The organism is Sphingobacterium sp. UME9, assembly GCF_014170215.1.
Classification (GTDB): Bacteria; Bacteroidota; Bacteroidia; order Sphingobacteriales; family Sphingobacteriaceae; genus Sphingobacterium; species Sphingobacterium paramultivorum.
The window spans coordinates 1,376,161-1,392,996 of record NZ_LZZP01000003.1; the positions used below are offsets into that span (position 1 = coordinate 1,376,161).

The following is a 16,836-nucleotide window of genomic DNA, read 5'->3' on the forward strand; positions in this document are numbered from 1 at the left end:
ATGAAAATTGGAATTAACGGATTTGGCCGTATTGGTCGTTTAGCATTTAGAGCGGCTATCAATCGTCCAGAAATTGAAATTGTTGGTATCAATGACTTAGTTGAACCAGATTATATGGCTTATATGTTGAAATATGATTCAACACATGGCAAATTTGACGGTTCTGTAGAAGTAAAAGACGGTAATTTGGTTGTTAACGGAAAAACTATCCGTGTTACAGCTGAGAAAGATCCGGCAAACTTGAAATGGAATGAAGTAGGTGCTGAAGTAATCATCGAATCTACAGGTTTCTTCTTGACTCAAGAGTTGGCTCAAAAACACATCGATGCAGGTGCTAAAAAAGTGGTTATGTCTGCTCCCGCGAAAGACGACACGCCTACTTTCGTAATGGGTGTAAACCACAAAGAGTTGAAAGCTGATCAACACATCGTTTCAAACGCTTCATGTACAACAAACTGTTTAGCGCCTATCGCTAAAGTATTAAACGATAAATTTGGTATCGTTGAAGGTTTGATGACAACAGTACACGCGGTTACAGCAACACAAAAAACTGTAGACGGTCCTTCAGTAAAAGACTGGAGAGGTGGTCGTGGTGCATACCAAAACATCATCCCTTCATCTACAGGTGCTGCTAAAGCAGTAGGTTTGGTTCTTCCAGAATTGAAAGGTAAATTGACAGGTATGTCTTTGCGCGTTCCTACAGCAGACGTTTCAGTTGTTGACTTAACAGTACGTTTGAACAAAGGTGCTTCATACGAAGAAATCAAAACTGCAATGAAAGAAGCTTCTGAAGGCGAATTGAAAGGTATCTTAGGTTATACTGAAGACGAAGTTGTTTCTTCAGATTTCTTAGGTGATGCACGTACATCAATCTTCGATGCAAAAGCAGGAATTTCATTGAATGATAACTTCGTTAAAGTTGTATCTTGGTATGACAACGAATGGGGATATTCAAACAAAATCGTTGACTTGGTATTAGAAGTTGGTAAATTATCTTAATCAACTCGACCAATATCCTATAAAGGGGCTATTCTACACGAATAGCCCCTTATTTTTTTTCCTTAAAAATCAGCAGGTTGGCGTTTAAACGCAAAAAAAAGCGCTTTTAGCTTTCGTAATTCAAATAATCCGTCTATATTTGCATCATCAATAAGGCAGACAGCTAAATTGAAAAGGTGCCATAGCTCAGTTGGTAGAGCAAAGGACTGAAAATCCTTGTGTCGCTGGTTCGAATCCAGCTGGCACCACCGAAAAGGAAGAACGCAAGGTTCTGATAGATTGAAAGAATAATAATTCCAATGCGAAAATAGCTCAGCTGGTAGAGCACAACCTTGCCAAGGTTGGGGTCGCGAGTTCGAATCTCGTTTTTCGCTCACCTGCCTAGGTGGTGGAACTGGTAGACACGCAGGACTTAAAATCCTGTTCCCGTTAAGGGAGTGCGGGTTCGATTCCCGCCCTAGGTACAAAAAGAGACGCCGAATATCGGTTGTCTCTTTTTTTTTATACCAATATAAACCCTTTGCCCCCAATTTAATATTAGGCCATTTCGAGTTCGATTTGAGCGCAGTACTACGATTAATATCATCGTAGCATAATTTTTATGTTTCCGATTTGGGATTTTAGAAAAATTAATCGTAATATTGCAATAACATTATGGGACTTACTAAGACAGAAATATTCACAGAAGAACAGAATCAGCTCGCGACAATGCTCAAAGCATTGGGCCATCCTGCCCGTATTGCGATCCTTCAATCCATCATCCGTGCAAATTCTTGTATCTGTGGTGATCTGGTTGAGGAACTAGGATTGGCACAGCCAACAATTTCCCAGCACCTTAAAGAATTGAAGAATGCGGGTATTATCCAGGGCACCATTGAGGGTGTACGGGTATGCTATTGCATTGAACCGAAAGCCTGGAAATTATTGAAAACAAACCTGGCAGCTTTCTTTGACTCTTATAAAGAGAACACAAACTGTTGCTAAAAAAATTTACATCAATTAATCGTTAAATTGCAATATAACATGAACAACTCCGCATTTATCAACTGGGAAACGTTTAAAACGCAGCTCCAGCAAAACCCGAATCAAATTTTACAATTTGAATATGCAGCAGGAAAATGGGTAGATCCCTCCTACCATATTACAGAAATCAAACAGGCTCCGATCGTATCCGTCGATTGTGGTGGCGTAATGAACTCCTGGACTGAAATCATTGTCCAACTATGGGAACCAAGGGAAACAGAAGAAGGCCGTGCAATGCAGGCAAGTAAAGCGATGTCTATCGTTGATATCGTTGAAAAGAAATTGCCGCTTAATCCCAATGCTATTGTAAAAATTGAATTTGGCAACTCGCAGTTCGATACACGCCAAATGTATCCGGGTAATTTTACCGTATCCGGACAAGATTTAATCGTTAACCTTACTCCAGATTATACCCAGTGCAAAGCCATTAACCGTGGAGGAAGCTGTGGCACCACGTCAGATGGAGAAGAATGCTGCGCACCCGTTGCTAAAGCCGAACCTGTAAAGCTGGAAATGCTTAATCTGGCTGCTGATGGACCCGTTTGTAAACCTGGTGGCGGCTGCTGCTAATCAAAACATTAAATAATGGAAAAAATATTGGTACTCTGCACCGGCAACAGTTGCCGCAGCCAAATTGCAGAAGGATTTTTAAGACATTTCGCAGGTGGCCGAGCCGAGGTTTATAGCGCCGGCATAGAAACGCATGGCGTTAACCCTAAAGCCATTCAGGTTATGGCTGAAGCCGGCATTGATATCTCATCCCACACCTCTAATCATGTCAATGAGTATGCGGCAATAGACTTTGACTATGTAATTACGGTCTGCGATAATGCCAAAGAGAGTTGTCCATATTTTCCCTCAAGGGCTAAAAAGCTACATTACAATTTCCCAGACCCGGCAAAAGCTACCGGAACGGAGGAAGAAGTTATGAATGAATTCAGAAGGGTACGTGATCTTATCAAAACATACAGTGCTGAATTTGTAGCGGAAAATCTCGATAAATAAACATACCCACTAACAAAAAAGATGTCAACCAACAACTGCGCCCCAGCACATGAAAGGAAAAAATTGAGTTTCCTCGACCGATACCTTACCTTATGGATTTTCCTGGCGATGGCAATCGGAGTATCTATTGGATTCCTTTTCCCGTCTTCGTCTGATTTTATCAATTCTTTCTCGAGCGGCACCACCAATATTCCACTTGCCATTGGCCTGATCCTGATGATGTATCCACCACTTGCCAAGGTGAAATATGAAAATATGGGCAACGTATTTAAGGACACAAAGATATTGGGAGCTTCCCTACTCCTGAACTGGATCATAGGGCCTATTCTAATGTTTATCCTGGCGATTGTATTTCTTCGGGGCTACCCCGAATATATGATCGGCCTTATTCTTATCGGGCTTGCCCGCTGCATTGCAATGGTCGTTGTATGGAATGAGCTGGCGGAAGGAAACCGCGAGTATGCTGCTGGACTCATTGCCCTCAATAGCATTTTTCAGGTTTTATTGTACAGCGTTTATGCTTATATCTTTATCACCGTTCTGCCTCCAGTATTTGGGATGAAAGGTCTTGATGTCAATATTTCGATCGGTCAGATTGCGGAAAGTGTCGGAATTTATTTGGGTATTCCCTTTGCAATGGGCATAATCAGCCGTTATGGCCTGATTAAGTTAAATGGAGAAGAATGGTTCCAAAGCAAATTTGTACCGCTGATCTCTCCCATCACCTTAATCGCATTATTATTTACAATTGTAGTCATGTTCAGCCTGAAAGGTGAACTGATCGTTCAGATTCCTATGGACGTTGTCAGAATTGCGATTCCTTTGGTGATCTATTTTGCCATTATGTTCCTGGTGAGCTTTTTTATCGGTAAACGAATGGGCGCAGATTATTCCAAAAATGCAGCCATTTCTTTTACAGCTTCCGGTAATAATTTTGAGTTGGCTATTGCAGTTGCTATTGGCGTCTTCGGCATCAACAGTGGCCAGGCATTTGCCGGTGTTATCGGTCCACTCGTGGAAGTGCCTGCATTGATTGCCTTGGTCAATGTAGCTTTTTGGTTAAGAAAGAAATATTACAAAGGCCAGGTGATATAGCTCAAGAAAATTATTTATTGCCGGAAAATTGATAAATTAGTTGATATGTTCCATTCAGCTCATTCTCGCAGGCACTGGCCTACACTCCTGCTGTCCGCACTCTTCTCCTTAAATGGCTTAGACCTCAGCGCACAGTTGTTTCATCAGGACAGCCTAAAATTAATAGCCCGACAGTTTGCCTTTACCGAAGGGCCGGCAGTGGACAAGGCCGGGGACATCTATTTTACCGACCAGCCCAATAACAAAATCTGGAAATATAGCACCAAAGGGCAACTTTCGCTTTTTAAAGATTCTGCAGGCCGCGCAAATGGACTTTACTTTAACCATCGGGGTCAGCTCCTTGCCTGTGCCGACGAAAAGAACGAAATCTGGTCAATCAGCAAAGATGGTCAGGTTACCGTCCTGCTGACAGCTGTCGATGGAAAGAAACTGAATGGTCCAAATGATCTTTGGGCAGACAAGAAAGGTGGCATCTACTTTACAGACCCCTTTTATCTGCGCGATTATTGGACCCGGAAAAAGCCAGAAATAGCGGGGCAGAAAGTCTACTACCTTCCTCCAGGAAAAACGAAAAAACCCATCGTAGTAGCTGATGATGTAAGCAAACCGAACGGCATTGTCGGCTCGCCCGATGGAAGATACCTCTATGTCGCAGATATCGAACGGAATAAAACGTACAGGTACACCATTGAATCTGACGGCAAGCTCAGCGGACAGACGGCGCTTATCGATCAGGGATCTGACGGGATGACATTGGACCATCAAGGAAATATTTACCTGACAGGCAAAGGCGTTTTTATTTATAGTCCAACAGGCCTGCTGATCGGCCATATTGAAGTAAATGAACCATGGACATCCAATGTCTGTTTTGGTGGTAAAGATCGTACGGATCTATTTATAACCGCATCAACAGCCATCTATAAGATCCCCATGCATACCCAGGGAGTGGATTAATACCAAAGAAAGAAAAAACATTCACTCGATATTTCGTAACTTGCCATACACCGCAGCATTTTAAAATGGACTGTTTCCAATGTTATTTTTTTCAATTATCAGCTCAGATGTCCCCTTTTGTAATGCTCGATCGTTTGATGGTAAATACTAAAATTTAAAAACGATGAAAGAATTTATGCTAATCTTCAGACTAAAGGCCGGCGCTGATCTCAAGCCTTCTCCAGCACAAATGCAGGAGCGTATGAACTGGCTGGCCAGTATCGCTGCTCAGGAAAAATTGGTGGATAAGGGAAAAACACTTTTACCGACGATCGACAGTGGACGACATATATCCGCTGATCAAGTAGTTACCGACGGCCCCTTTACCGAATTAAAGGAATACGTCAGTGGCTTTATTGTAGTGCGGACCGAAAACATTGATGAAGCTGTAGAAATTGCCAAACAGAATCCAATATTTAAAATTGGCGGAAGTATTGAAGTGCGTGAGCTCCTAAAATCCTAATTCCGTTGGAAAAGCCTACATCAACAGCTGAGTTGATACCAGGTCTGTTTCGCGACCTATATTCCAAAATGACGGCTGTATTATGCCGTCATTTTGGATTGTCCGACATCCAGCTGGCGGAAGATATTGCGAGCGATACATTTTTAAAAGCTTCGGAAGTCTGGCCAGTTACCGGCATCCCAGCAAACCCCCAAGCCTGGCTCTACACTGTCGCCAAAAACAAGGTAAAAGATTACTTTAAACATAAGGCTGTCTTTGAACTTAAAGTCAAAGACAATATCTTAAAGGAAATGAATGAAAAGACGCTGCCAGACGACATAGACCAACGTACCATTAGCGACAGCCAATTGGCAATGCTATTTGCCATCTGTGACCCAATAATACCCATAGCGGGGCAGATTAGTTTAGCATTGCAGATCTTATGCGGATTTAGTATCCTAGAGGTCGCCCAGGCGCTGCTCACAAATAAAGAAACCATAAAGAAGCGCATATTTAGAGCAAAAACAGCCTTAAGGGATAGCAAATTTGAACTAAAAGAATTATCCGATAGCCAAATAAGCGCTCGCCTAGCCGCAGTATTGAAAACGATATATCTTCTTTTCAACGAAGGATATTATGCTCAACATGAAAATCACATCATTCGAAAAGAACTATGCATGGAGGCCATACGATTAGCTCTCCTGTTGACAGCACATGAAACAACCAACCTGCCACAGACCAACGCTTTAATAGCGTTAATGTGTTACCAAAGCTCGCGGCTTGATGCCCGAATGGATAAGGATGGGGCAATCGTACTTTTTGAACAACAGGATGTGCAACAATGGGATAGCGATATGATCGATCAAGGTAATTTCTACATGGTACAGGCGACCGATACGCAGGAAACCTCCAAATACCATATCGAAGCAGCCATCGCTTATTGGCACACCGTGGTGGATAACCAATCGAAATGGGAATACATTTTAAAGTTTTATAATCAGTTGATTCTGATCGAATACTCGCCCGTGACGGCCCTCAACCGGGCATTTGCCTATGCCAAGGTGTATGGCACAGAGGCAGGTATCGAGGAAACAAAAAAGCTTAATCTCATTAAAATGTCCCATTATTTTGGATTACTGGGCTACCTCTATCGGGATCTTGACCAAGCCGAAGCAATTGATAACTACACTAAAGCGCTGAATTTAGCCTCTTCATTAACTGAACAGGATGTTTACCAAAAACAAATCCTTGCACTCCGGTGATAATCGATACCAGATCCCAAGGCAAAAGACTTGGGATCTGGGCTAAAAACAACGGTTAAGGTATCAGCTTTATTCCCTTGTTGTGACCTCAGTGGGGAAAGTCAGCCAATATCGCGTTGTAATCGGGTGAAAAATTAGGGAAGGCCGTACCTTCTATCCGATACGTCTGGATTTTCGTTATCCCAACATAGGTTCGGAAGACAGCAACTAGATAATCCGCTATGTAGTCTTGTACCGACGATGAACTTTGCATTCCACCGGAAGCAATAGCCAAATAGACATCTTTGTCCGCGATAAGTCCAACACGATTACCGGTGCCATCATACGTGTAGGTAACACCAAAACGAACCAGTTGATCGATCCATGCTTTAAGGTGAGCAGAAATGCCGAAATTATGCATTGGCGTACTGATGACGAGCATGTCCGCCGCATTAATTCGCTCAATTAAATCATTCGCATAGGCCAATGACTTAATCGAACAGTAATCTGGCGTATCTACTGGGGTATAAAATCCCTGAACCATCTCATGGGTATACAAAGGCGGAGGGGTATCAACCAGATCCCATGTGACAACGGAGATTGAGCCGTATTTTTTTCTGATACGATCGATAATTTCTTTGCCCAAATTTGTGCTATAGGAGCTGTCTGCTCTTGCACTTGATGTAATGTGTAAAATGGTCTTCATTCGTTTTAACTATTTTACGACTTAACGATCAAGAAAAACAAAAGGGGACACTCCATTCTTAGAAATAACACCCAATCCGAACATCACTCTCGTTCCGATTACCCAATTCAACCTTAACGATGTACCAATCGCTCTCTCTTCTTACATTTCATTATCCGCACTTACCTGTGCCTTATAGCGATCAATCTTTTGGTAAACTTTGTTAAAAAACATTTTCTTGTCCCGTGTTCCGGCCGTGTTTAACAACCTGGAATTTTTGAGCTGATGCTGATAGAAATTGAAGGCGTGTCGACAGCTGTCTTTATCATTGGTAATGAAATAGCCCAGCATCGTATGCGGAACGAATAATGATTTTCTGTCGTTATTTCCAACTAGGACGTTATTGTTTAAAATCAATAGCTCATGGTAGTAAAGCTGGTACTGGTCATTGTTTGGCACACAACTTTTCTCCAGTGAAAACAGCAGTTCTTTAAGCTGCTCACAGAGCATCTTTCCGTTTTCGGCGGTCAGTAAGCCGGCCTGGGAAAAATAGATGATCTGCTGGAGTGTACTGTTAATTGTGGTATCATTCCAGATCTCTTTCACCCGGATGGACGAATAATAATCATAAAGCTTCTGCCCCCTACTATCGATCGGTGTTTTCGACAAAAAAGATTCGAAAGACAATTCCAAACCGTCTGGACTCAATAAATTGAGCCATACATATTTTTTGAATATGGACAAAAGCCCTGTATTGATGGTGTAAAAGATCGGAATATCCTTTGCCGAGTAATACACGTAAGTCTGAAGATTGGGTTCAAACTCCGTTAACGATTTAAACGAATGCTCCAGATAATTTGACAGATCATTAAAGGACTGGATTTCCGCTGTTTTTTTTACTAAGATGTGATCACTTTGCTGAAATAGCTTATCCAAAGAAAGTGAAAAGCGATTTGCAAGCTGCACCGTCTCTCCTATTGAAAATTTGCTCTTCATTGAAATTCTGCGGTGCGCCGCATCATAACTAATATCAAGCGCGTCAGCAATCACCTCAATAAGAGATTTCGAGGGATCAATTTTTCGCTGTATTTCCTGAATCAACTTTTCCTGATACATAAGCCAACTATTTTTTTGTGATAATCACAAAAATAAAAATTTATATTATTGTTTCTCACAATTTTAACTGCGATTATCACAATAACTTTGAAAGACAATACACATTTATTTTATTAAAAGCCAGCTATGAAAACCGTATTAAATAAACAAGAGGAATTCGCAAGCCAATTCCCGATCTTGACAAACACCCGCCTAGCGCCATCACTCTTCCATGGCAACATTGAAAACTTCATCGGCATGAGTCAAATCCCTACAGGGGTCATCGGCCCCCTTAAAGTTCATGGCACTTCAGCCAACGGAAATTACCATATTCCCCTTGCCACAACTGAGGGTGCATTGGTTGCATCCTATCACCGCGGATCTAAAGCCTGTTTGCTCGCCGGCGGGATTACCTCGATCTGTCTGCAAGAAGGAGTTCAGAGAAGCCCCGTATTCAAATTTGAGAACATCAAGGATTTAAGTCTTTTCGTTTCCTGGTTCCTCGCAGAGAAAGAAAACTTTCAGGAAATCGTCAAACGCACAAGCAGATTTGCTAAGTTAACCGATACCCGCATACAGATTGAAGGCAACCATTTAACCATATCCTTTGAATATTTCACTGCCGATGCGGCTGGCCAGAATATGGTTACCATCTGCACAGAGGCCATCTGCCGGTTTATGATTGACTCTTGTCCTATTAAGCCCAGTCACTGGTTTATTGAGGGAAACAGCTCGGGAGACAAAAAAGCGACCGCCGCAGCTTTCAATCATGTCAGGGGTAAAAAGGTAACAGCTGAAATAACATTACCGGCCAACATCGTGTCCGAAATCCTTAAAACTTCAGCCGAGCTGATGGATCGCTATTGGCGTACGTCCACCATGGGTGTTATCCAAAGTGGAGCTATAGGTGCACAGGGGCATTATGCCAATGGATTGGCCGCTTTGTTTTTGGCAACGGGCCAAGATGTCGCCTGTGTTGCCGAAGCGGCAACGGGTATCACGCGAATGGAGCAGAATAAAGACGGATCACTCTATGCTGCCGTCACTTTACCCAATCTTATTGTCGGCACTATCGGTGGTGGAACAGCACTTCCGACCCAAAGAGAGTGTCTGGAAATGATGGACTGTTATGGCGAAGGGAAGGCCATAAAATATGCCGAAATAGCTGCAGCCCTTGCACTCGCAGGAGAATTATCTATTGCCGCGGCCCTTTCCGCAGGTCATTTTACACAGGCACATCAAAAATTAGGCAGAAAAAAATCACTATAAAATGGAAACTAAAAAAGAAAACAGATGGAATGTGCCCAATGCACTTTCCGCCTACCGTATACTGGCATTACCCTTTATCAGCTATGCCCTTTTAACAGCAGACAGGGATCTCTTTATCCTATTGCTGTCCATCAACCTGATTAGCGATATCCTCGATGGATTAATCGCCAGGCTATTTAACCTTCAGACGGAATTTGGCGCCAAAATAGATTCGATCGCAGATATCGGAACATACCTCATGGCATTCATCGGCATGATAACATTGGAAAAAGGATTTGTAATGGTCTATAAAATCGAATTTATCCTACTTATTGCCCTGTGGATTGTTCCCCAGATCTATGCTCTTATCCGATTTAAACGCTTTCCCAGCTTCCATTTATGGTCCTATAAATTAACGGGCTATCTCCAGGGCATATTTATCTTTAGCTATTTTGTCTTCGGATTTAACAGTTTTTATTTCCACCTGATGCTAACCGTAAGTTATTTGGCCTACCTGGAAGAATTGGTCCTCGTGATTATTCTCCCGAAGCTGCAATCCAATCTGAAAAGTATATTTCTTATCCAATTACAAAAAAAAGCTTGATTATGTATGTATTGATGGCGAATATAGCGTTGTTATTTTTTGGCATCGGGGCATTGGTCACAGGCTATCTCAATAAGAATAGCCAAGTTGCACAAGCCAGGGAACGCTGGTTAAAACTAGGTTTTTACTTCCTGATTTTGATCCTTGTCTTTTTTTCCATTTATATGGACTATGTCAGACTTTTGGCTATTTGCATTGGAATAGCCGGTTTTTACGAAATTGTCAAGGCCCACCTATATTCAGAACGACCACTGCTATTCTTATGTCCCGTAGTGGTCCTTTACGTCGCTCTTATCGCTGCATTTATAAACTTCGGGCACAGGGCATCGACAGAAAAGGTTTGTTTTATCTATTTTATGGTGGTGATTTTTGATGGATTCAGCCAGCTCTGCGGTCAATTATTCGGCAAAAGAAAACTTATTCCCTCGGTTAGTCCCAATAAAACTGTTGAGGGTCTAATTGGCGCTTTGGTCATTGCCACTGGTACCAGCCTTTTCCTCTTTCCATCCATCGACCTGTCCATCACGCAAACTTTAAAGACCGCCCTTTTTATTTGCTTTTCCGCATTGCTGGGCGATCTATTGGCTTCGTGGTACAAACGAAGCTGTAAAATTAAAGATTACGGCACCCTCATTCCAGGGCATGGCGGAATACTGGATCGATTTGACAGCTTTATATTCAGTGGAGCCATGTACGGACTAATTTATCTTTAAAAACAACATTATGAAAAACGATTTAGAGAACATGCTCCTATTAGGCACCCTTTTCTTGCTGCTATTCGGACTTGCTGAACTATTGTATCAACAGTTTAAGGTCAAAGCTGAGTTTACCCGAAAACTCGTCCATGTAGGTACAGGGATAATCTGCATGTCGTTCCCGATTTTGATCAGCAGCCACTGGTCTGTTTTCACCCTATGCGGATTGTTCACTTTGATTTTATTGCTGTCCATCAAGTTCGATTTATTGAAATCTATCCATGCAATCGACCGAAAATCTGTCGGTAGCCTGGCCTATCCTGCGGCAGTCTATCTTTGCTTTCTCGCACAGGTATTGTTGGACAAAGGGTCTATTTTTTATTATTTGCCCTTGCTCACCTTGGCAATATGTGATCCGATGGCAGCATTATCTGGCAAAAAATGGCCTTATGGTTCTTACCGCCTATTTGGTGCGCGAAAAACACTACTAGGGTCCGCAGTGTTCTTTGTATGCGCTTTGATTACCGTGGTTGTAATTGGACACTATATGCAAGAGCCAAGCTTGCACATGAGCGAAATCACCATGATATGTACCCTGGCTCTTGCCGTGACCATAGCCGAAGCATGTAGCAAAGACGGTTACGACAATATAAGCATTCCGGTCAGTAGCATGCTCAGTCTGTATGTTCTATTTCCCTGACAACGAACAGTCTAGAAATCTTAATTTCGTTTGCGGAATTATTGAATACGAATTCTTTGGCTATATTTATGCTATCATTGTTAGATCTATATGAAATCAACTCCTTTAAAAGTTATTGTTTTTTTCATTCTCACGATACAATTCTGTTTCGGACAAACTTCTCAGGACTCGATTTTAAGCAGCAACCCTTTGAAAACTTCGCTGGATAGCTTAGTTCAACGGTCGGCAGAACACTATCTACAATCCCCGATTACCGTTGACCTATCGATCGGAATAATAACGGGCGATTTAGCACAGCAATACGATTTTCACCGTGGTACGGGCAACTTGAGTCGTACCAATACCATTTTCGGTTTAGGTTCCATTGCAAAAACGTTCGTCGGCATAATGCTTGCACAGGCGGTCATCGAAAAAAAAGTAAATCTTGAGGATGATATCCGAAAATATTTGCCTGGGGATTATCCAAATTTGCAGTATAAGGGACATCCTGTTCGACTGGTAGATCTGGCAAACCACACTTCAGCCCTACCTTCGATGTCGAGAAATTATGATGATAAATATCTCGATAGCATCACCAAATTGCCCCACAAAGCATTTCGGGAGTTTTACCGTGTTTATACCGCCGACAGCCTGTTCCGGGATATGCACAGATTTGTGCTTGATACGGTTCCTGGCACAAAATTCCGCTACAATGGAAATGCGATGATGGTGTTGATTGCCCTATTGGAACGCGTTTATCACAAACCCTACAACGATCTGGTAACATCATATTTAAAAGATCAACTGGGCATGAAGGATACAAAACCACAACTCTCAGCAAAGGATGAGCGGCGGCTCATCGCCGGTCATGACGACCGTGGAAAAGCGTTGCCCTTTATTCCAGACTATGGTTACAGAGCTGCTCCCTCCATGTTTTCAACAATCGGTGATATGCTCAAGTATGCATCCGCTAATCTAAATAACAACCATGCAGCCATCGCACTAAGCCATAAAACTACGTTTACAAGGCCCGACGGTATGGACCTGGGATTGGGTTGGATGATGGATAAGGAGGAAGATGGTCTCTCCTATCTTATGCACACAGGGCGCGACGGCTGTGGCTTCACTGCACTATGCTACCTATACCCCGAAAAGAATACCGCTATTATCATCCTTGCAAACGATAGTAGCGGCCAGGACAGATTAGCTGAACTGAAGGATAACATCAGACGAACTTGGCTTACCGAATAGCTAGCGTCGCCGTCCGACAACAAATTTGTGCAGTTTTGCTTTTACCTGCTTGCCGGAGCCAATAATAACAACCATAAACCCGCCAAGGATGGCCAGGGCAATGCCGCATTATTTGGCAGTCCGATGGGTATAGCCCTGTGGTCAGACCAGTATATTGTCGTCTGTGATAACGACTACAACAACCATTATTATAGTATCCGGGTTGTCAATAGCTATGGTGTAGTGACCACCATTGTCGGTGGCAACAACCCGACCAACAGCAGCAAAGACGGTATCGGCAAAGCAGCACAGTTCAATGGCGTCAATGTCATTGAATTGTTTTTATCCGTCCGCTTTGGGTTTTCTTTTCGCCGATTATTTTATATTTTTGTACATCTTCCAGCAATAATCTAATTTAGTCGGGAACAACCATTATGCAGTTTAACTTCGCCTTTGATTCCAGTCCGTTTAAAACCCTGATCGCTTTTCATAAGATTATACCATCCTTTGAAGCAGCGGCCCTATCACCGGTTGGCTTTCAGGCCAGCTATGCCCGAGCGCTGCTGGAAGAAATCAGCAAATACCCCGAACTTATCAATGGGGTCGAAAAAGCAGAAGACCTGCTGCGCTATGAGCCTATTATCAAGGTGCTGCTGGCCGACCTGTTCCCGAGCTCACTGACACATAATGAGATCAAGGCCGTCACCATTCCCTTCCATCTCTATACGTTCAACCATACCGCAAGACTGGAAAAAATATTAGCGGATGCCGGCGATCACTATGAATTTAGCCTTCGTGATATCTCGCCCGATACCTATTATATTCTCAATTGTTGCGTTATCATTAGTCAGTATTATGGCTTTAAGGTGGATGCCATGGATGCTCCCCTCTTCTTGGATATTCCAGACAAGAATAATATCATCCATCATTACCGCGTCCTATTCAATGCCGATTTTATCGATGTCCTTCCGACAGAATGGGCGCTCGATCTTACGGCTGAAGATATTACCGAACTGGTCGACAACTTTTCGGATATTGCCCTATGGAAGTCCAAATTCCCCGAGCAGAGCTGGATCCTGAAAGGCTTTTCCATTATGACGCTTTTTGATGCGACCATTGAAAATGCGGTATCCAGCTTCAAGAGCAATCTGCTGCGCGAAAAAAGCGCTGTCCAGCTGGCAGAAATAGAAAGCATTTTCAGGTCGATTTATAAAATAAATGATCTGCGCATCGGATTGACCTCCTTTGAAAAGGTCAGGAACGAGTACAACTTACGGATTGTCGAAAAACAGCTGTACAGTCATCTGCTTTACGACTCGACGATCGAGGAATGTGAAAACATGCTCTGCAGCGAGACCTTGGAGAACCTGCTCACCAAGGACGAATATTTTGTTGTACCGGATATTGACAAGCTGCCACTGGATGATCCAAAGCAGGCCTATTTTATCAACAAGCTCAAGCAGCAACAGGTAAAGAGCTTTATTTTTGTTCCCCTCGTCGAAGGCGACAAAGTGCTGGGTCTACTGGAAATGTCCTCATCCAAGGTGCGGGAACTCAATTCGGTCAATGCCAACAAGCTCAACTTCATCTTGCCCTTTATCAAAGATAAAGTCTCGAAAGCCTTTGCAGAAACTGAAAATCAGATCGAAGCGGTGATCCAAAAGGAATATACCGCTATACACCCGAGTGTCAAATGGCGGTTTCAGGAAGAAGCCATGCATTTCCTCAACGACCGCGCCTTTGGAAAAGACTATGCCCTGCAGGAAATCGTCTTTGACCATGTTTATCCGCTCTATGGACAGATCGACGTACAGGGCTCCTCAGAATCCCGCAATCAGGCCATCCGTCAGGACCTCATCAATCAGAGCAAGGAACTGATCGCATTGTTCACGGCGGTCAACCAAACGCAGCGATTACCGCTCTTTGAGCAAAAGGTCTTCGACCTGGAAAGAAACCTGACGACGCTGCAGCAAGCGCTGCTGACCGATACGGAACAGCTTATGCTCGATTATTTTAACCAGGATATTCACCCTATTTTGGAGAATTTCAGGAAAAACAACAAAAATAGCGTCGCCACCGAAGCCATCGGCCGCTATTTTGAGCGGATCAACCTCTCTATCGGCGGTTTTTACGAGGCCCGACAGGATTATGACAACTCCATCACGCTGATCAACAAAAAGCTGGTAGCCATCCTCGACGAAAAGCAGGTGGAAGCCCAAGAATACTTTCCTCATTATTATGAGCGCTACAAGACAGATGGTATCGAGCACAACATGTATATCGGGGCCTCCATCGCTCCCGGTCGGAATTTTGAACTCTACTACCTACGCAATTTACGGCTGTGGCAGCTGCAGGTGATGTGTGCGATGGAACGCGAGTTTAGGCAGCTCCAGCCCGCCCTTCCGCATCAGCTGGAGGTGACCTCATTGGTGCTGGTCTTTGCCACCCCCATTTCCATCCGCTTTCGCATGGACGAGAAGCAGTTCGATATCGACGGCTCCTACAATGTGCGCTACGAGATTGCCAAGAAACGCATTGATAAAGCCAAGATCAAGGGCTCGACGGAGCGCATCACACAAAAAGGCAAACTGGTTATTGTCTACTCCAATGTACATGAAGAAACAGAATATCTGGGATACATCAACCTACTACAGCACAAAGGATTACTAGACGATAATATCGAGCAGTTTGAGGTGGAAGATCTACAGGGACTAGTTGGCCTGAAAGCGATCCGTGTGGGATTCAATTTTCAAGATCTGCACTAAAGTAATTCCTGGTGTTCCATCAGGTAGGCCAATGCCTCACGTACGGCTTCCTCGCTGCTTTTTGGATTAAAGCCGAGTTCCGTGCGCGCTTTGCTGATGTTAAAATCCTGTTGCAGCCCCGAAAACATCGCAATATCTTTGGTGGTGATCACCGGAGCTTTCCCTTGCAGCCGTGCCGCAAATTGCATCAGGCCGGCAATCGTATAAAGCAATATTTTGGGAACAGCTGCCGGAATCTTGAGCTGAAGTTGTGGATATAGCTTTTGTGCCAGCCGGGTCGTATCGCTAATACTCATGCACTTTTCATTGGCGAGGATATAGCGTTCTCCCGCTTTCCCGTTTAGGGCGGCAAGGTAGCAGCCCTCAGCGACATCTTTGACGTCTACCCAATTGAGGGCTATCCCCGTATCGACAGGAATCTGCTTGGTCAGAATAAGGCGTAGCACATCGTACGATACATTGAGGGGCAGAGCGGCTTCGCTGCCGATCATGGCACCGGGCATGACCGACACCAGTTCGATCCCCAATTCACGTGCTAGCTGAAAGGCTAACTTTTCGCCATCGTTTTTGGAATTGTAATAGGCATCCCTCCGGTCGGGGTTATAGCCATTGCTCTCCCGTGTGGGGGTATGCGTATAATCCAGTGCTGCGATGGAACTTACATAGATGATTTTTTTGACGCCTGCCGCCGCAGCCGCTTCGATGGTATTGCGGGTCCCCTGCATATTCACGTCGTAGATTTCCTTTTGCGGATCCCGGGCCCATAGTTTAAACGCTGCACCTACGGCATAGAAGGTATCCACTCCCTGCAACGCCCGTATAAAAGAAGCCTTATCGGTGATATCTGCCGCCACAAGCTCGCAGGGCAAATCCTTTAGTGCAGCGCTATTGTCGAGATTTCGCACAGAAGCGCGTACCTGAAAACCCCGTGAAAGTAATAGTCTCACCAAGTTGTTGCCCAGGTGCCCATTTGCGCCCGATACCAGTACCAATTTTTTTGTTGTCATGTGTCTGATTTTAAATGATAGCACAAAGTT

The 16,836-nt window shown here is 43.7% G+C and carries 18 protein-coding genes and 3 tRNA genes; 18 read left to right on the top strand and 3 right to left on the bottom strand.

The annotated features are described in order from the left end of the window. From gap to A9970_RS07455, 11 genes are all read left to right on the top strand, one after another. Window positions 1–999, top strand: a complete 999-nt coding sequence (gene gap, locus A9970_RS07405; protein WP_070561154.1) for a type I glyceraldehyde-3-phosphate dehydrogenase — start codon at window positions 1–3, stop codon at window positions 997–999. A gap of 175 nt (window positions 1,000–1,174) precedes the next feature. After that, a tRNA-Phe gene (locus tag A9970_RS07410) sits at window positions 1,175–1,247 on the top strand. Between the two features lie 53 nt (window positions 1,248–1,300). Then, window positions 1,301–1,373, top strand: a tRNA-Gly gene (locus A9970_RS07415). Between the two features lie 5 nt (window positions 1,374–1,378). Beyond that, window positions 1,379–1,463 (top strand) — tRNA-Leu (locus tag A9970_RS07420). Between the two features lie 190 nt (window positions 1,464–1,653). Continuing rightward, window positions 1,654–1,983 carry a helix-turn-helix transcriptional regulator gene (locus A9970_RS07425; protein WP_075992909.1) on the top strand — a complete coding sequence of 110 codons (330 nt, stop codon included), beginning with the start codon at window positions 1,654–1,656 and terminating at the stop codon, window positions 1,981–1,983. Window positions 1,984–2,022: 39 nt separating this feature from the next. After that, window positions 2,023–2,592, top strand: a complete 570-nt coding sequence (locus tag A9970_RS07430; RefSeq protein ID WP_182981806.1) for a DUF6428 family protein — start codon at window positions 2,023–2,025, stop codon at window positions 2,590–2,592. 15 nt (window positions 2,593–2,607) lie between these two features. Further along, window positions 2,608–3,027 carry an arsenate reductase ArsC gene (locus A9970_RS07435; RefSeq protein ID WP_182981807.1) on the top strand — a complete coding sequence of 140 codons (420 nt, stop codon included), beginning with the start codon at window positions 2,608–2,610 and terminating at the stop codon, window positions 3,025–3,027. 21 nt (window positions 3,028–3,048) lie between these two features. After that, entirely contained in the window at window positions 3,049–4,122 is a 1,074-nt protein-coding gene (gene arsB, locus A9970_RS07440; protein WP_182981808.1) for an ACR3 family arsenite efflux transporter, read from the top strand. A gap of 45 nt (window positions 4,123–4,167) precedes the next feature. After that, window positions 4,168–5,076, top strand: a complete 909-nt coding sequence (locus tag A9970_RS07445) for an SMP-30/gluconolactonase/LRE family protein (RefSeq protein WP_182981809.1) — start codon at window positions 4,168–4,170, stop codon at window positions 5,074–5,076. Window positions 5,077–5,239: 163 nt separating this feature from the next. Continuing rightward, a complete protein-coding gene (locus tag A9970_RS07450; protein ID WP_182981810.1) occupies window positions 5,240–5,578 on the top strand; it encodes a YciI family protein in 339 nt (112 codons plus the stop codon). A 5-nt stretch (window positions 5,579–5,583) separates the two neighbouring features. Next, a complete protein-coding gene (locus tag A9970_RS07455) occupies window positions 5,584–6,819 on the top strand; it encodes an RNA polymerase sigma factor (RefSeq protein WP_259655340.1) in 1,236 nt (411 codons plus the stop codon). Between the two features lie 88 nt (window positions 6,820–6,907). Here A9970_RS07455 and A9970_RS07460 read toward each other — a convergent pair whose 3' ends face one another. Further along, window positions 6,908–7,504 (bottom strand): FMN-dependent NADH-azoreductase, encoded by a 597-nt coding sequence (locus A9970_RS07460; protein WP_182981811.1) that lies wholly within the window; start codon window positions 7,502–7,504, stop codon window positions 6,908–6,910. Window positions 7,505–7,645: 141 nt separating this feature from the next. Continuing rightward, window positions 7,646–8,599: a hypothetical protein gene (locus tag A9970_RS07465; protein WP_182981812.1), complete on the bottom strand. Its 954-nt coding sequence runs from the start codon at window positions 8,597–8,599 to the stop codon at window positions 7,646–7,648. 126 nt (window positions 8,600–8,725) lie between these two features. On the opposite strand from A9970_RS07465, the gene A9970_RS07470 reads away from it, so the two are divergent. From A9970_RS07470 to A9970_RS07500, 7 genes are all read left to right on the top strand, one after another. Next, window positions 8,726–9,847, top strand: coding sequence for a hydroxymethylglutaryl-CoA reductase (locus A9970_RS07470; protein WP_182981813.1), 1,122 nt, complete (start codon window positions 8,726–8,728; stop codon window positions 9,845–9,847). A gap of 1 nt (window position 9,848) precedes the next feature. After that, window positions 9,849–10,430, top strand: a complete 582-nt coding sequence (locus A9970_RS07475; RefSeq protein ID WP_182981814.1) for a CDP-alcohol phosphatidyltransferase family protein — start codon at window positions 9,849–9,851, stop codon at window positions 10,428–10,430. A 2-nt stretch (window positions 10,431–10,432) separates the two neighbouring features. Continuing rightward, window positions 10,433–11,143, top strand: a complete 711-nt coding sequence (locus A9970_RS07480; protein WP_182981815.1) for a phosphatidate cytidylyltransferase — start codon at window positions 10,433–10,435, stop codon at window positions 11,141–11,143. Window positions 11,144–11,153: 10 nt separating this feature from the next. Further along, window positions 11,154–11,825, top strand: coding sequence for a phosphatidate cytidylyltransferase (locus A9970_RS07485; RefSeq protein WP_182981816.1), 672 nt, complete (start codon window positions 11,154–11,156; stop codon window positions 11,823–11,825). Window positions 11,826–11,915: 90 nt separating this feature from the next. Further along, window positions 11,916–13,055: a serine hydrolase gene (locus A9970_RS07490; protein ID WP_220801537.1), complete on the top strand. Its 1,140-nt coding sequence runs from the start codon at window positions 11,916–11,918 to the stop codon at window positions 13,053–13,055. A 27-nt stretch (window positions 13,056–13,082) separates the two neighbouring features. Continuing rightward, on the top strand, window positions 13,083–13,448 hold the full coding sequence (locus A9970_RS07495; protein ID WP_182981818.1) for a hypothetical protein: 366 nt from the start codon (window positions 13,083–13,085) through the stop codon (window positions 13,446–13,448). Window positions 13,449–13,468: 20 nt separating this feature from the next. After that, window positions 13,469–15,799, top strand: coding sequence for a GAF domain-containing protein (locus A9970_RS07500; protein WP_182981819.1), 2,331 nt, complete (start codon window positions 13,469–13,471; stop codon window positions 15,797–15,799). Here A9970_RS07500 and A9970_RS07505 read toward each other — a convergent pair. Then, window positions 15,796–16,806, bottom strand: a complete 1,011-nt coding sequence (locus A9970_RS07505; RefSeq protein ID WP_182981820.1) for an NAD-dependent epimerase/dehydratase family protein — start codon at window positions 16,804–16,806, stop codon at window positions 15,796–15,798. The two genes, A9970_RS07500 and A9970_RS07505, sit on opposite strands and share 4 nt — an antisense overlap. Window positions 16,807–16,836: the final 30 nt, after the last annotated feature.

Coding starts and splice junctions, on each gene's coding strand:
- gap (WP_070561154.1), top strand. CDS start 1: ATGAAAATTGGAATTAACGGATTTGGCCGTATTGGTCGTTTAGCATTT.
- A9970_RS07425 (WP_075992909.1), top strand. CDS start 1,654: ATGGGACTTACTAAGACAGAAATATTCACAGAAGAACAGAATCAGCTC.
- A9970_RS07430 (WP_182981806.1), top strand. CDS start 2,023: ATGAACAACTCCGCATTTATCAACTGGGAAACGTTTAAAACGCAGCTC.
- A9970_RS07435 (WP_182981807.1), top strand. CDS start 2,608: ATGGAAAAAATATTGGTACTCTGCACCGGCAACAGTTGCCGCAGCCAA.
- arsB (WP_182981808.1), top strand. CDS start 3,049: ATGTCAACCAACAACTGCGCCCCAGCACATGAAAGGAAAAAATTGAGT.
- A9970_RS07445 (WP_182981809.1), top strand. CDS start 4,168: ATGTTCCATTCAGCTCATTCTCGCAGGCACTGGCCTACACTCCTGCTG.
- A9970_RS07450 (WP_182981810.1), top strand. CDS start 5,240: ATGAAAGAATTTATGCTAATCTTCAGACTAAAGGCCGGCGCTGATCTC.
- A9970_RS07460 (WP_182981811.1), bottom strand. CDS start 7,504: ATGAAGACCATTTTACACATTACATCAAGTGCAAGAGCAGACAGCTCC.
- A9970_RS07465 (WP_182981812.1), bottom strand. CDS start 8,599: ATGTATCAGGAAAAGTTGATTCAGGAAATACAGCGAAAAATTGATCCC.
- A9970_RS07470 (WP_182981813.1), top strand. CDS start 8,726: ATGAAAACCGTATTAAATAAACAAGAGGAATTCGCAAGCCAATTCCCG.
- A9970_RS07475 (WP_182981814.1), top strand. CDS start 9,849: ATGGAAACTAAAAAAGAAAACAGATGGAATGTGCCCAATGCACTTTCC.
- A9970_RS07480 (WP_182981815.1), top strand. CDS start 10,433: ATGTATGTATTGATGGCGAATATAGCGTTGTTATTTTTTGGCATCGGG.
- A9970_RS07485 (WP_182981816.1), top strand. CDS start 11,154: ATGAAAAACGATTTAGAGAACATGCTCCTATTAGGCACCCTTTTCTTG.
- A9970_RS07490 (WP_220801537.1), top strand. CDS start 11,916: ATGAAATCAACTCCTTTAAAAGTTATTGTTTTTTTCATTCTCACGATA.
- A9970_RS07500 (WP_182981819.1), top strand. CDS start 13,469: ATGCAGTTTAACTTCGCCTTTGATTCCAGTCCGTTTAAAACCCTGATC.
- A9970_RS07505 (WP_182981820.1), bottom strand. CDS start 16,806: ATGACAACAAAAAAATTGGTACTGGTATCGGGCGCAAATGGGCACCTG.